This window comes from Clostridium sp. NSJ-49 (assembly GCF_014287725.1).
Lineage (GTDB): Bacteria > Bacillota > Clostridia > Clostridiales > Clostridiaceae > Clostridium > Clostridium disporicum_B.
This window is the reverse complement of sequence record NZ_JACOOP010000027.1, coordinates 35,621-51,378: the sequence shown is the minus strand read 5'-3', so window position 1 is coordinate 51,378 and position 15,758 is coordinate 35,621. Positions and strand designations below refer to the sequence as shown.

Genomic DNA, 15,758 nt, shown 5'->3' with positions numbered 1-15,758 from the left:
ACACTGCTTACATTGATACTTTTGTTTAGCCTGCTTATTCATACCAAACTTGTATAGTTTATCAGAATTACAGCGTGGGCATTTTATATTAGTTTTGCTCATTGTTCTTCTCTCCTTTTCGAAGGGGGTATTATTTAGTATCGCAAACCTATTGTATTTCCTTGGGCTGAGAAGAGCAATGTTCATATAACTTAACAGATCGAAAATTGTAATAAGGGGGGATTACATGAAGAAAAGTGTAAAATCGTTATTATCATTAACGCTTTCTATGATGCTTTTATTTCCATCTTTTGCAACAGCAGCGACTGAGTTAATAAATGACTTTGGAGGACAAACTGTTGAGGCAAGCAATGATAATAAGGAAGAAATCATTATTGAAGATGGGCAATTAGAAGTAAAAGAGGAGTCAATTGATAAGAACGATAATACAGAAGATAAGATTGTAACTGAACCTTCAACTTCAGAAACAATAGAATCAGAATCCACTGAAAATGAATTAAATTCAATAGATGAAAGTGAACTTAATGAAGGGGCAGATATTACAAACGAAGTAAGTGTGGGAGAAAAATATGAAGTAGTCGAAGGTAATGTTGCTAGAGCTATTTATTCAGTTGAGATGTTTGAAAGAGAAGAATTTAATCTTAAATATCCTACTTTAATTGAATCAACATCTTTAAAAAAGAAAACAAATGATGAATATGAGATAGCATTAGCTCATAGTGATGGTAGCTATACATATATTGGTTCAAGTGATAGTTTTGAGGAAGCTAAACTAGTAGCTGAAAACTCACCAGTACCATATAGTAATGATATGGTTTTGCCTACAGTAATCAACAGAGAGGGACAAGTTGTTTATTCTACTAGAACTATGGGTAGAATATGGAAACATATAAATGGACAATCTTATCCAAGTTTTGATAAAAATACAACTCTCTATACTGATCCAGGTTTAAAGAATTCCTATAATTACATTAACCAAGGATATGTAGATGATGTTCCAGTAATTGAGTTTAATGATATTTCTGCTAAAATTCAAGTAAGTGGACATGAAGCTTGGATTAACAAAAATGTATCATCTGGAAACTATGACTTAGTATTAGTTCCGATAAATCAAGTTACTAATCCTAGTTATTATAAAGTTGAAGGTGGAATATTATATCACTTTATTTCAAGTGATTTAAGAGCTGGAAGTCAAAGAGGAACTACCCTAAAGATAGGTCCTTCACCAGAATATCTACAAGAAGGTGTTAGATATTTAAGTTATGATGGAATATATTTCTATAATGGCAGTAACATTGCAGCTGGATTAGATGTTCTTATAAGTGACTTACAAGCAGGACATAAAAATAATTCTATAAATGCAAATAATGCATATTATAACTACTATAATTATTTACCTTTTAGAAGTAAAACTATGTATACAGCAAATGATCTTAATAGATTTATTGAAGCTAATACTAGTAGTACAAGTAAATTAAGAGGTACAGGAGATGCGTTTATTAATGCACAAAACTCTTATGGAGTAAATGCATTACTTGCGTTAGGTGTAGGTATTAATGAATCAAGATGGGGTGAATCTAGTATAGCTCATACAAAAAATAATATTTTTGGTATGAATGCTGTTGACTCAAGTCCAGGTCAATCTGCTAACTATTTTAAGACTGTTGGAGATAGCATAATAGAGTTTTGTAATTATTATATTTCAAAAGGATATGCTGATCCATCTGACTGGAGATATTTTGGTGGATTCTTAGGTAATAAAAATATGGGTGCTAATATAAAATATGCATCAGATCCTTTCTGGGGAGAAAAAGCAGCTTCTTATGCATTCAGAGCTGATATGTATTTATCTGGAGAGAATATAAATAATTTGAAGGATTTTAATGCTTATCAAATTATAATGTTTACTGGAGATAATGAAGTAAGAGATTATAATAATAATTTACTTTATAAAGTTAATGGCTCAGTTAGTGGTTATGGAGGATATCCAGGCACAACTGCAATTGTAACTAATAAAACACAAAAGGTTATTAATGGTGTAAATACATTAGAGATATATCCAGAAAGAAATACATCTATTTATGATTCAAATGGAAACTTAGTAACATTCCATGGTAGTTATGAATGGGCTAATAGAGCATATATAAAGGCTAATAATATTAGTTTTATTAATACTGGTAAATTTGAGGTAGTTCCAAGATTTATAAATCAATGGGAAATTATTGATAATAAGTGGCACTATTACGATGGAAACGGTGCTGTATGTAAAGGGTGGAAATTTATTGATGGATATTGGTATTATTTTGATACAACAACAGGCATTATGGTAACAGGATGGACATTAGTTGATGGAAAATGGTACTATATGTATCCAAGTAGTGGAGGAATGTCAACAGGATGGACATTAGTTGATGGAAAATGGTACTATATGTATCCAAGTAGTGGATCAATGGCAACAGGATGGACTTTAGCAGATAGTAAATGGTATTACTTAGATAATAATGGAGAAACTATGTATGGCTGGGTTTCTGATGGTGGTAAATGGTACTATATGTATCCAAGTAGTGGAAGTATGGCGTCAGGATGGACATTGGTTGGAGATGAATGGTATTATATGTACCCAAGTAGTGGAAGCATGGCAACAGGATGGACATTAGTAAATGGAACTTGGTATTACCTATATTCTAATGGAGTTATGGCTACTGGATGGATTACTGTTGATGGAAAGCAATATTTCTTAGAAGCTGATGGTTCTTGGAGAGGATAATAAAAAGGTGGATAATCCACCTTTTTTATTTGTTAAATAATATATTTGAATTTTATTTTTATCAATTACTTATAAGAATTAATATATAATAAACTATTTTTAAAATATATTTTACTATTATAAATATTGTAATATAATGTGAAATAGTTAATGAAATATATTTAAGTATAAGGAGTTTTAAAAAGTGAGAGATTTTGATTTGAAGAGATTACAAAATACACAGTTAGAAATACTTAAAGAAATAGATCGTATTTGTAGGAAATATAATATAGAATATTTTGGAACATGGGGAACAGCCCTAGGAGCTATTAGACATAAAGGCTTTATTCCATGGGATGATGATATTGATATATCTATGAAATGGGATGATTATGTAAAATTTGAGGAAGTTTGTAAAAGTGAATTAGATAAAAAATTCTTTTTACAAAATGCTGAGACGGATAAATACTTTTGGAATCCGTACAATAAATTGAGAATAAATAATACAACCTCTATGGATAAAAGATTAACTCACTTAAAATGTCATTGGGGTATATGTATGGATATCTTTCCGATAGTAGCGGTACCTAATTCAAAATTATCAAGATTTAAGCAAAAGACATATAGGTCTATTTATATTTGGTTGGGATTTATTCCATATATATTATATGTAAATCCAAATGAAGATTCTAAAGTTGCAAAGATAATAAGAATAATTCCTAAGGGAATGTTAGAAGCTTTAAAGAAATGGCTTATACCTAACAAAGGAATTACAGGTATAAAAAGATATTTGTTAAAGGAAATAACTAAGTATGATCTTAATAAATCTGAATATTATGAAGAGATATTTTCTGAAGCTGGAAATACTGGGATATATAAGAAAGAAATTTTCGATGAGAGTATTTTAGTACCTTTTGAAAATGTTAAGATACCTATTCCTAAAGAGTATGATAAGTATCTAAGTCAATGTTATGGTGATTATATGAAGATGCCTGATGAATCACAAAGAGGTGGACATGGTGATACTATAGTAGACTTTGATAAATCATATGAGATATATAAAACTAACATAAAATAAATAATAATAGTTTAAGATAATATTCTTTGAACGTATTTCCAATTTTTAACTGCAGGGCTAATGCACATTATATACAGACTAACTTCATATTAATATAGTAATTTTATAGATAGTAATATATTAAAGGAGTAGTTTATAGTTATGGAAAGAGATTTTGACTTGAAAAGATTACAATATACACAGTTGGAAATATATAAGGAAATAGATATAATTTGTAAAAAATATAATATAGAATATTTTGCAACATGGGGAACGGCTCTAGGTGCAATTAGGCATGGTGGTTTTATTCCTTGGGATGATGATATAGATATATCTATGAGGTGGAATGATTTTAAAAGGTTTGAAGAGGTATGTAAAAATGAGCTTGATGAAAGGTTTTTTTTGCAAAACTCAGAAACAGATAAGTATTATTGGAATCCATATAGCAAAATAAGATTAAATAATACTACATCTATGGATAAGAATTTAATGCATATGAAGTGTCATTATGGAATATGTATGGATATATTCCCCATCACGCCAATTCCAAATTTAAAGTTATCTAAAATAAAACAAAAGATATTAATTAATATATATAAGGGGCTATGTTATATTCCATATGTATTATATATTAGTCCAAATGATAGGAGTAATAAAGGAGAAATAATTAATAGATTTTTAACTAGTAGTATTAAGGGCTTTCTTAGAAAAAGATTAATTGGAAATAGAACTGTAAATAAATTCAAGAAATATCTCGCTAGAGAAATTAATAAATATGATTTTAATAATTGTGATTATTGTGGAGAAATATTAACAGGACCTTATGATAGAAGAGTATATAAAAAGGAAATATTTAAAGAGAGTATAAATATAGACTTTGAAAACGTTAGTATACCAATACCTAAGGAGTATCACCAATATTTAAGTTATATTTATGGAGATTACAATAAGCTTCCTGAGGAGTCAGAAAGGTGTGGACATGGAGATATTATAGTGGATTTTGAAAAATCATATATAGAATATAGGATAGATATATAAATTATTAAAGGTATATTCAATATTTACAGTATATTTTCAAACTACATATTGTAAAAGTACGGTTTTAATACTAAAATAAAAGTATTTAATATAGTAATTAATTTGAATAATAAAATATTATAGATTATTTAATTAATCAATAATATAGGAGGAAATATTATGAACGTACCTTTTTCACCACCGGATATAACTCAATTAGAGATAGACAATGTAGTTGAAGTATTAAAATCTGGTTGGATAACAACAGGACCTAAAACAAAGGAATTTGAAGATAAAATTGCACAGTATTGTAATACTGAAAAGGCTGTTTGTTTAAATTCTGCTACTGCCGCAATGGAAATGACACTGAGATTGTTAGGTATAAAAGAAGGCGATGAAGTAATAACCTGTGCTTATACTTATACTGCATCAGCTAGTGTTATCCATCATGTTGGGGCAAAGATAGTATTAGTGGATACTGCAAAAGATTCTTTTGAGATGGACTATGAAAATTTAGGAAGTTTAATAAATGAGAGAACAAAAGCTATTATTCCAGTAGATTTAGCTGGAGTAATGTGTGATTATGATAAATTATTCCAAGTAGTAAATAGTAAAAAGCATTTATTTAAAGCAAATAATGAGATTCAAGAAGCTATTGGAAGAGTAGTTGTTTTAGCTGATGGAGCACATTCTTTTGGAGCTAACTACAGAGGTAAGATGAGTGGAGAAGTAGCTGACTTTACTAGCTTTTCTTTTCATGCAGTAAAAAATCTTACAACATCTGAAGGTGGAGCGGTTACTTGGAGAAATATTAAAGGTATAGATAATGAAGAAATTTATAGAAAATATATGATATTATCTTTACATGGTCAAACAAAGGATGCTTTATCTAAAAATAAAGTAGGAGCATGGGAGTATGATATTTTAGAGCCTGCTTATAAATGTAATATGACTGATATAAATGCAGCTATAGGTCTTGCTCAATTATCTAGATATGGAGATATATTAGCTTATAGAAGAAAGCTTATAGAGATGTATAATAAAGCTTTTGAAAATAATCCTAATGTTGCTGTTTTAAATCATTATGATAATGACAAAAATTCAAGTGGACATTTATACTTACTTAGATTATTAGGAAAAGATGTAGAATATAGAAATGAATTTATTAGAAAGATAGCCGAATTTGGTATAGCTACTAATGTACATTATAAGCCATTACCAATGCTAACTGCATATAAAAACTTAGGATTTAAAATGGAAGACTATCCAAATGCTTATGACATGTATAAAAATGAAATAACATTACCTCTAAATAGTGTTATGACTGAAGAGCAAGTAAAATATGTTATAGATAAATTTAATGAAGTAGAAAGAGGATAGAATATGTCATTGAAAAAATACGACAGCTTGCCTGAATTTATGAAAAATCCAGAGGTAAAGGAATATTATGATATTCTATCAGAAAGAAAAGGTCAATTAATTTTAAAAAGGCTTTTTGACATTGTTGGCGGAGCTATTGGAACTATAGTACTTTTACCTATAATGGCTGTATTAGCTATAATTATTAAGAGTGAGTCTGAAGGACCTGCATTATTTAAGCAAGTACGAGTGACTCAATACGGAAGAGAATTTAAAATATTAAAGTTTAGAACTATGGTTGTAAATGCTGAAAAATTAGGAACTCAAGTTACATCTAAAAATGATCCTAGAGTTACAAAGGTAGGAAGGTTTTTGAGAAAATATAGATTGGATGAACTACCTCAAATAATTAATATCTTAAAAGGTGATTTAAGCTTTGTAGGAACTAGACCAGAAGTTCCAAAGTTTGTTAAGGAGTATACTAATGAAATGATAGCAACATTATTATTACCTGCTGGAGTAACATCAGAAGCTAGTATAGAGTTTAAAGATGAAGAAAAGATACTAGACAATAGCAGCAATGTTGATAATGATTATATTTATAAGGTATTACCTTTAAAGATGAAATATAATTTGAATTATATTAAGCATTTTACAGCTTTATATGATTTTAAAATTATGTTAAGAACTGTTGGAGCTGTTTTAGGGTTAGGTGAAAACCGTAGCTCAAATTCAGCAGACAGTTAGTAGAGAGGGGAAAAACAGATGAAGGTTTCTTTTATAGTTGTAGCATATAATGCAGGAAATAAACTAGAAAATCTTTTGAAAGACCTTGAAAAGCAGGATTATAACCATGATGATATAGAGATAATTTTAGTTGATAGCAATTCAAGTGATAATACAAAAGATGTAATGATGAAGTTTAAAAATTCATCTAAGAGCTTTTCAAAAATAAGCGTATTAGACAATCCAAAGAAGATATTACCTTGTGGGTGGAATGTTGCTTTAGAGGAAAGTACTGGTGATATAATATTAAGAGTAGATGCTCACTCATCATTACCTATAGATTTTATAAGTAAGAATGTTAAGAGAATAGCAGCTGGTGAAAAGGTTGTTGGAGGACATAGAATAAGTATAATAGATGAAGATAATTCTTGGCAGAAGACTCTTCTTATAGCTGAAAAATCTATCTTTGGAAGTGGTATAGCCAGCTATAGAAGACAAGAAACTGAAGAGTATGTAAGTACGCTTGCTCATGCTGCTTATTCAAGAGAGACATTTAAAAAAGTTGGTGGCTATGATGAAAGATTAGCCAGAACTGAAGATAATGAGATGCATTATAGAATGAAGGAAGCAGGATATAAGTTTTTATTAGATCCAACTATAAAATCTTATCATCATGCTAGAAATAGTTTATCAAAGATGATGAAACAAAAATACTTAAATGGTTATTGGATAGGATTAACTATGGGGGTATCGCCTAAGTGTTTCTCAATATATCACTTTATTCCGTTATTATTTGTATTAGCACTTATAGTAACTGTAATTGGAAGTTTTACAATTAGTTCACTACCATTAGTATTATTGTTAGTAGTTTATTTTGCTTTTAATATAGTTAATACTATCTTCTCTATTTTAAAAGAGAAAAAACATATTTCATATTTATTATTACCTATAATATTCTTTTTGCTTCATATATCATACGGATGGGGAACTCTATATGGGTTAATAAAATTACCGTTTTGGATAAGAAAAAATAAGAAATTCAACTACCCAATAATAAAATAATTAGTTTAAAGAGAAACCTAAAAGGTTTTACATCTTTTATAAGCTTCAAAAATAGTTTTAAACATCCTAGTAAAGCTTTTTTAAAGAGATTTACTAGGATTACTTAATTTACAGAATATAAATTGAATTTAAAGAAATTACTTAAAAGCTTATAGAAATTAAATTTAGGAGGAAAAAATGATAAATAAACTAGAATTTAAAATAAAAACTTTTATTTGTGAATTAAATTCTTTTGTAAGTAATAAAAATACAGTTGCTTGTTTTTTATCATCAATATTTTTTGGAATACTTTCATATATATATCTATTCACAAATAATTTAAATATTTTTGATAATATTGCTATGACACCTTGGGGATATGGAACAGGAACGAGTAGTGGAAGATGGTTTTTACAGGAGTTTGGAAACTTTGTAGGAGAAATATGGGGAAATTATAATGTGCCAATATTTATTGGACTATTTTCTGTGTTAACATTAGCAGTTACATCATGTATAATAATTAAAATTTTTGATATAAAAAACAAATGGAATTGTATCTTAATAGGTGGAATTACTGTAGTTTTTCCTGCTATAGCAAGTACGATGCTATTTACGTTTACAGTAGGATATTATGCATTAGCTATATTTTTTGCTGTTCTAGGAATTTACCTTATTTATAAATATAAAATTATAGGGTATTTTTTAGGTACATTTTTATTTGCATTTTCATTAGGGATTTATCAAGGGTATTATCCATTAACTGCATCTATATTTGTGATAATACTAATAAAAATGTGTATAAATCAAAAGTTTACATTTAAAGAAGTAGTTTTAAAGGGAATTAAATTCTTTTCAGCTTTACTGGTAGGATATGTATTATATAGATTGTTTTTAGAATATTTTTTATTTACAAATAACATAAGTCTTAGTTCCTATGAGGGAATAGATGAAATGGGAAAAATAGATTTAACGTTATTGCCAGAACAAATAAAAAATATATATAAAACATTAATTAAAATGCCTTTTAGTAATTATAACGAAATAAATGGAACAAGAATAATAAGATATTCGTTTTTGGGTATGTATATAATTACATTTGTTAATTTTTTATTGATAACTAAAAAGAATTTTCAAAAGAAAAATTTAAGTTTAATAGGATTAGTATTAGTATTATTAATAATATTACCAATATCTATAGATTCTATAGTAATATTAGTTCCAAATGGACGAATATATACGCTGATGCAAATGGCATTTGTTTGTATATTTTATTTAGCCATTATTACAAGTGATTATAACTTAGAAATTAATTCATCTTCGTATATTAATAAATTATTAAACTTTTTAGGAATAGTAATTATTTTAGTGGCTATATTAAATTATTCTTGGCAAAGTAATGTAAACTATAGAGCAGTATATTATGAAAATAGAATTTTAGAGAATTATTATGAAACTATGTATACTAGAATAAAATCAATAGATAATTATAATCAAGATATGGATATATATTTTGTTGGTAGAGTAATTTCGGATAAAACATTTAAATCTAGGTGGTCTGATCTAGGATTTAGATATGGTGGGAATTCTTCACATTTAAATACTTATTCTTATTCACGAGCTCAAACTATTTCAAATTATCTTGGATATTCATATGAGGAAATTGACACTAATAGTGAAATTTATATAGAAAATAAAGAAGCTATAGAAGAAATGGATAAGTACCCTAATGGAAACTCAATAAAAATTATAAATGGCAAAATATTTGTAAGGTTGGAATAAGAAATTAAGTTTAAATTACCATAAGTAGTATAGACTATCTAATTAATAATTTAGTAGCTAAAAAAGAGGTGAATATTATGGTGATATCTATAGTGGTTCCTTGCTTTAATGAGGAAAATAATTTAGATATTTTTTATAATACTATTAAGAAAACAATGATAAATTTTTGGGATAACATAGAATTAATATTTATTAATGATGGAAGTTCTGATAATACATTTTATAAATTAGAACAGATTTATAATGAGGATAAAAAACACGTTAAGGTTATTAACTTTTCAAGAAATTTTGGTAAGGAAGCAGCATTATTAGCAGGGCTGAAAAAAAGTGTTGGTGATTATGTAAGCATAATAGATGCAGATTTACAACAAAATCCTAAATATTTAACAAAAATGATTGAATTTTTAGAAAGCAATAAAGATTATGATATGGTTGCAGCTTATCAACAAATGCGTAAAGAAGGTAAAGTACTAACATTTTTTAAAAATAGTTTTTATAATTTAATTAATCGTATTTCAGAGATTGAGTTTGTAAAATCAGCAAGTGATTTTAGAACTCTTAGGAGAAATGTTGTTGATTCAATTATTCAGCTACCAGAACGTTGTAGATTTTCTAAAGGAATATTTTCCTGGGTTGGGTTTAAGACTCATTATATTGAATATGAAGTAGAAGATAGAAATAGCGGTGAATCTAAATGGAGTTTTTGGAAGTTATTCACATATGCATTAAATGGAATAATATCTTTTTCAGATTTACCATTAAAAATTTCATCTTTTACTGGAATAATTCTTTGTATGATAGCATTCATTTATATGATAATAATAGTAATAAAGACTCTTATATTCGGAGAAGCTGTTGCAGGATTTCCAACACTTATATGTGTAATATTATTAACATCTGGATTACAAATGTTTTTTATGGGAATATTAGGTCAATATGTTGCTAGAACATTTACTGAAACAAAGAATAGGCCGATATATATAGTTAAAAGTAGTTTAGATTAATAATAGGAGCTTTTTATTGTTAGAAAGGGTTTTAGAATTAATGTAACTTATACGATAAATAGGGAGAGAGTAAAATGTTAAAAAAGATTATTGAAGGTAAAAGTAACATTATTCAATTTAGTAAATATATAATTATTGGAGGTACAAGTGCTCTTTGTGAATTAATGTTATTTACTATTTTTCAGATTATAGGAATGAGTATATTTATATCAAATATTTCATCAGTAATTATCTCTACAATTATTAATTATTTATTAAATAAATTTTGGGCTTTTAAATCACAAACAAGATCTATTAAGAGCTTAGTTTTATATATAGGTTTATTTATTTTTAATATAACTTTTTCTTCTCAGTTTATTGTGATTTTATCTAATGTAGGAGTTAAAAGTATTGTAGCTAAGTTTATATCAATGATATTAATTACTTGTTGGAATTTTATTTTATATAAAAAGGTTGTATTTAAGGAATAATATAAATTAAACCTTAAGTTTATTTTGAGAATAGGTTTAATCATATCATTAAAGCTTAGAGATAGTTGATAAAACTCTCTAGGCTTTTTATAATTATACTATCCAATGTTAGGAGAGAATCCATAATAACTGAGGTTTCTTGACAATAGTTATAGCTTAAACGTATAATAAATTAATATTGGTATCTTTATAGATAATAGCATAAACAGAGAGCTCTAGGAGGAGTGATATGAGTAAGCTAAAAAACCTCATAAAGAGGAATAAAGGAATTTCTAAAATTGCTGAAATGATAATTGATGGCTCTAAATGGGCATACGATAATACAATAAATAGAATTTATTGGATGATGTCTTCCATATCTCCAATAAGTGAAAATAAGATAGTTATTTGTAGTTATTATGGAAGAGGGTTTTCTGATAATGCTAAGTATATAGCAATGGAATGCATAAAGAGAAAACTTGATTATGATATAGTTTGGCTTGTTAGCGATATGAAAAAAAGTGGAGAATTTCCTACAGAGATAAGATTGGTTAAGTATGGAACATTTGACGCTATAAAAGAGTTAGCTACAGCTAAAATATGGATTGATAACTCAAGAAAAAACTATTATACTAGAAAAAGGAAAAATCAGTTATATATCCAGACGTGGCATGGAGGAATAGCTCTTAAGAAGATAGAAAAGGATGCCGAGTATGCATTAAATAAGAGTTATGTAAAGTATGCAAAAAAAGACTCTGAAAATGCAGATATTTTTATATCTAATTCTAAGTTTAACACGAATATGTATAGAAATGCTTTTTGGTATGATGGAGAAGTGTTAGAGTGTGGAGTACCAAGGAATGATTTACTCTTTAATAATATTAAAGAAACTTCAAAAAAGGTTAAATCCTTCTTTAATATTGAGAGTGACAAAAAAATTATTATGTATGCACCGACCTTTAGAAAAGACAATAATATAGAGGTCTATAAATTTGATTATGAAAAGTGCGTACAAGAATTTAATAAAAGATTTTCTGAAAAATATGTTATGCTAATAAGGCTTCACCCAAATGTTTTTCATAAATCAACAGAGTTAAACTTTAATTCTGATAACGTATTAAATGCATCATTCTATCCAGATATGCAGGAGTTATTAGTCGCTACAGATATATTAATAACTGACTACTCTTCATCTATGTTTGACTTTATGCTAACTAAAAAGCCATGCTTTATATATGCTAGTGATATAAGAAATTATAGAGATGATAGAGGTTTTTATTTTGAATTAGAAAAGTTACCTTTTCTAATTTCGAAGTCAAAAGAAGAAATTATTAAAAACATTGAAGGGTTTGATAAAGAAATATATTTAGATAAGGTTGATAAGTTTTTAAAAGAGCAAGGTTGCGTAGATGATGGAAATGCAAGTAGCAGAGTAGTAGATTGGATAGAAAACAATATGTAAGGTCATTTACATAATAAAAAATTAAAGAGGTGTTAACTAGATGAAAAAGGTTATAACTTACGGTACTTTTGATTTATTACACTATGGTCATATAAATATATTAAAAAGAGCTAGAGAATTAGGAGATTATTTAGTAGTTGCAATTTCAAGTGATGAATTTAATAAGCTTAAAAATAAAAAGGCTTATTTTAGTTATGAGGAAAGAAAGCTTATGGTTGAAGCTATAAGATATGTAGATGAAGTAATTCCAGAAAATACTTGGGAACAGAAAATAGAAGATGTAAAAGAACATAATATAGATGTATTTGTTATGGGAGATGACTGGGAAGGAAAGTTTGACTTTTTAAAGGATTACTGTGAAGTTGTGTATCTGCCAAGAACAGAAGGTGTTTCAACAACTCAGATAAAAGATGAGTTGAAGAGGCAGGGAATTTTAAAATAATATAATAAGTTATACATACTTAAGGAATAATATTATTATCTAAAGTTATAGTGCTATTAAAATTATAATAATTAAGGTTGAATTTTAATGTATATAGATTGTAATTAATAAAAGTAAAAGAGAGGCTGTGCACTAAATTTTGCAACAGCCTTTTATTTAAGATTAAATTAGGAGAGTAAAAATGAGAGTAAAAGAATGGCTAAAAGGTAACACGTTGTTAAATTCAGCTATATGGTACACAATAGGTACATTTATTTTGAAAGGTGTAAATTTCTTTACAACACCAATATTTACGAATTTATTAACAACAAATGAATTTGGTATAATTACTATTTATTCAACATGGAGCGCTATATTTGCAATAGTAATAGGTATAGGAATAAATGGGACAATAGGAAGTGCAAAAGCTAATTTGAGCAAAGAAGAGTATGAAGAGTATTTATCTAGTACTTTATTTCTAGGTACTATAAGTTTCTTTTTTATTGGAATTAGTACTTTAATATTTAGAAATGGACTAGAATCATTATTAGGACTTAGTGTACCTATAATAATAGTTTTATTATTTGAAAGTTTCTTCTCTTTTGTAATAAGCTTTGTAACCTCAGTATTTACTTTTGAAAGAAATCATAAGGCATATCTATTTACTTCAGCAGTTACTACAGTAATAAATATTGTTTTATCAATTGTTTTAATACTTTCTATGGATAGTGATAAGTATGCAGGAAGAATATTTGGTGGTGCAATTGCAACTGTATCTGTGGGAATAATACTTTATATAGGAATTATGAGAAAAGGTAAGAAGCTTGTTAGCTTAAAGCATTGGAAATTCTGTTTACCAATAGCATTACCACTAATTTTTCATAATTTATCTCACTTAATATTAAATCAAGCTGATAAGTTAATGCTACAAAAAGTTACTACAGAAGCCGTAGTTGGTATATATGGGTTTACATACACTATTGGAGCTTTAATAAATACAATACAACTAGCACTTAATAGTGCATGGGTACCTTGGTATTATGATACTTTAAAATCAGGAAATAAAAAAGAAATGAAAAAGGTATCTGCAATTTATATAGCTGTATTTACAGCGTTAACTATAATGTTTATCTTGGGGTATCCAGATATACTAAGGTTATTTTCACCAAAAGAATATTGGAGTGGAATGGCTTTATTACCAATAATAATAGCAGGATACTATTTTGTGTTTTTATATACATTCCCAGCAAATTATCAATTTTATATAAAACAAACTAAATTTATTGCAGTGGGAACTATAACAGCTGCGATTATAAATGTAGCTATAAATTGGTTATTTATACCTAAGTATGGAATGTATGCAGCAGCTGTGTCTACATTATGTGCATATATAGTATTATTCTTTATGCATTTTATTTTAGTAAAAGTTAAGTATAAACATACAGATTTTCCATTTACATTTAATTTAATAGGAATAGGAGCAATAGCTATTACAAGTTTAATTACCTATATATTTATTAATAATTTCTTTGTAAGATGGGGAATAATCCTAATAATTCTAGGGATTTCAGGATATATGATAATAAAAAATATAAAAGAATTTGATTTAAATAAGAAATAAATAGTCGATCATATTTTATATGGGGTGAGAGTGAAATGCCAAAGATAAGTGTAATAGTTCCTGTTTACAATACTGAAAAGTATATTGGGAGATGTATAGAAAGCATATTAAATCAAAGTTATAAAGAATTAGAAGTGATTGTTATAAATGATGGTTCTAGTGATGGTAGCGCAGAAATTATTAGAAAATATGCTGAGAACGACAGTAGAATAATTTTTATAGATAATAAGAATTATGGGGTATCAGAGAGTAGAAATATTGGAATTAGAAATGCAAAAGGTGAATATATACAGTTTGTTGATTCAGATGATTTTATTGATGAAAATATGTTGAAAGATACTTTGAAATTATTAGAAGAACATAATGTAGATATGGTTATTACAGGTTTATATTTAGATATTGAGAGAGATGGAAATATAAATACTAGCATACAAACTTTTGATTATTGTGAAGCCAAAGATAAAAAGAATATTGCTATAAATGTTTTAAATAGATTAAATGGAACATATATAAATTCTCCAATAAATAAGTTATATAAAAGAAGTATAATAACTGATAATAATATTTTTATGGATAAAGATATTAGCTTAGGAGAAGATTTAATATTTAATTTAATGTATTTGAGGTATTGTGATAAAGTTATATTTAGTAATAAATGTTATTATCACTATTGGATGAAAATAGAAAATAATCTTACGTTTAGATTTAGAGAAAATAAGCTAGATTTAATGCATTTAATGTATAAAAAAAGTGTAGAGTATTTTAAATTAAGTGGATTAAATAAAAATGAATATATAGAATTAAATAATTTATTTATAAAATGGATGTATTCGTGTTTTATAGACTTAAACAATAATGGATGTAATTTAACTCATAAAGAGAAAATTAGATACTTGAAGAACTCAATTTACAAATACAATAATATTATTACTTCAACAAATAATTTAAGCTTAATGATGAGACTATTAAAACTATCATTAAAGTATCCTTCAATAGTTTTAATTATTAGTAGAATGATGTATATTATTAAAGTTAAATATAGGAATTTATTATATAGATAAGTCTAAAGAGGAGAG

General features: G+C 27.1%; 14 protein-coding genes. 13 read left to right on the top strand and 1 reads right to left on the bottom strand.

Annotated features, from left to right (window positions below; translation table 11 throughout):
* Nucleotides 1-102: IS1 family transposase (locus H8S10_RS10820; protein WP_347707662.1), on the bottom strand; the 102-nt coding region annotated here is incomplete at its 3' end.
* A gap of 124 nt (nucleotides 103-226) precedes the next feature.
* Between H8S10_RS10820 and H8S10_RS10815 the strand changes: the two genes are divergently transcribed.
* The 13 genes from H8S10_RS10815 to H8S10_RS10755 all read left to right on the top strand — a co-directional run bounded on the left by H8S10_RS10815 (nucleotide 227) and on the right by H8S10_RS10755 (nucleotide 15,743).
* A complete protein-coding gene (locus tag H8S10_RS10815; protein ID WP_186838879.1) occupies nucleotides 227-2,767 on the top strand; it encodes a glucosaminidase domain-containing protein in 2,541 nt (846 codons plus the stop codon).
* Nucleotides 2,768-2,951: 184 nt separating this feature from the next.
* Nucleotides 2,952-3,824 (top strand): LicD family protein, encoded by an 873-nt coding sequence (locus H8S10_RS10810; protein WP_186838878.1) that lies wholly within the window; start codon nucleotides 2,952-2,954, stop codon nucleotides 3,822-3,824.
* A 141-nt stretch (nucleotides 3,825-3,965) separates the two neighbouring features.
* The gene (locus tag H8S10_RS10805) at nucleotides 3,966-4,841 is read left to right on the top strand and encodes a LicD family protein (RefSeq protein ID WP_186838877.1); all 876 of its coding nucleotides are present in this window, start codon (nucleotides 3,966-3,968) and stop codon (nucleotides 4,839-4,841) included.
* A gap of 159 nt (nucleotides 4,842-5,000) precedes the next feature.
* Nucleotides 5,001-6,200 carry a DegT/DnrJ/EryC1/StrS family aminotransferase gene (locus H8S10_RS10800; RefSeq protein ID WP_186838876.1) on the top strand — a complete coding sequence of 400 codons (1,200 nt, stop codon included), beginning with the start codon at nucleotides 5,001-5,003 and terminating at the stop codon, nucleotides 6,198-6,200.
* A 9-nt stretch (nucleotides 6,201-6,209) separates the two neighbouring features.
* Nucleotides 6,210-6,926: a sugar transferase gene (locus tag H8S10_RS10795; RefSeq protein ID WP_347707677.1), complete on the top strand. Its 717-nt coding sequence runs from the start codon at nucleotides 6,210-6,212 to the stop codon at nucleotides 6,924-6,926.
* A gap of 18 nt (nucleotides 6,927-6,944) precedes the next feature.
* Nucleotides 6,945-7,967: a glycosyltransferase family 2 protein gene (locus H8S10_RS10790; protein WP_186838874.1), complete on the top strand. Its 1,023-nt coding sequence runs from the start codon at nucleotides 6,945-6,947 to the stop codon at nucleotides 7,965-7,967.
* Nucleotides 7,968-8,144: 177 nt separating this feature from the next.
* A complete protein-coding gene (locus tag H8S10_RS10785) occupies nucleotides 8,145-9,725 on the top strand; it encodes a glucosyltransferase domain-containing protein (protein ID WP_186838873.1) in 1,581 nt (526 codons plus the stop codon).
* 77 nt (nucleotides 9,726-9,802) lie between these two features.
* Nucleotides 9,803-10,729 (top strand): glycosyltransferase family 2 protein, encoded by a 927-nt coding sequence (locus H8S10_RS10780; RefSeq protein WP_186838872.1) that lies wholly within the window; start codon nucleotides 9,803-9,805, stop codon nucleotides 10,727-10,729.
* A 74-nt stretch (nucleotides 10,730-10,803) separates the two neighbouring features.
* Nucleotides 10,804-11,199 (top strand): GtrA family protein, encoded by a 396-nt coding sequence (locus H8S10_RS10775; protein ID WP_186838871.1) that lies wholly within the window; start codon nucleotides 10,804-10,806, stop codon nucleotides 11,197-11,199.
* 229 nt (nucleotides 11,200-11,428) lie between these two features.
* Nucleotides 11,429-12,640, top strand: a complete 1,212-nt coding sequence (locus tag H8S10_RS10770) for a CDP-glycerol glycerophosphotransferase family protein (protein ID WP_186838870.1) — start codon at nucleotides 11,429-11,431, stop codon at nucleotides 12,638-12,640.
* A gap of 40 nt (nucleotides 12,641-12,680) precedes the next feature.
* Entirely contained in the window at nucleotides 12,681-13,082 is a 402-nt protein-coding gene (tagD, locus tag H8S10_RS10765) for a glycerol-3-phosphate cytidylyltransferase (RefSeq protein ID WP_186838869.1), read from the top strand.
* 181 nt (nucleotides 13,083-13,263) lie between these two features.
* Complete coding sequence (locus H8S10_RS10760; RefSeq protein ID WP_186838868.1) at nucleotides 13,264-14,682, top strand: oligosaccharide flippase family protein; 1,419 nt, start codon at nucleotides 13,264-13,266, stop codon at nucleotides 14,680-14,682.
* Nucleotides 14,683-14,717: 35 nt separating this feature from the next.
* On the top strand, nucleotides 14,718-15,743 hold the full coding sequence (locus H8S10_RS10755) for a glycosyltransferase family 2 protein (protein WP_186838867.1): 1,026 nt from the start codon (nucleotides 14,718-14,720) through the stop codon (nucleotides 15,741-15,743).
* Nucleotides 15,744-15,758 lie beyond the last annotated feature (15 nt).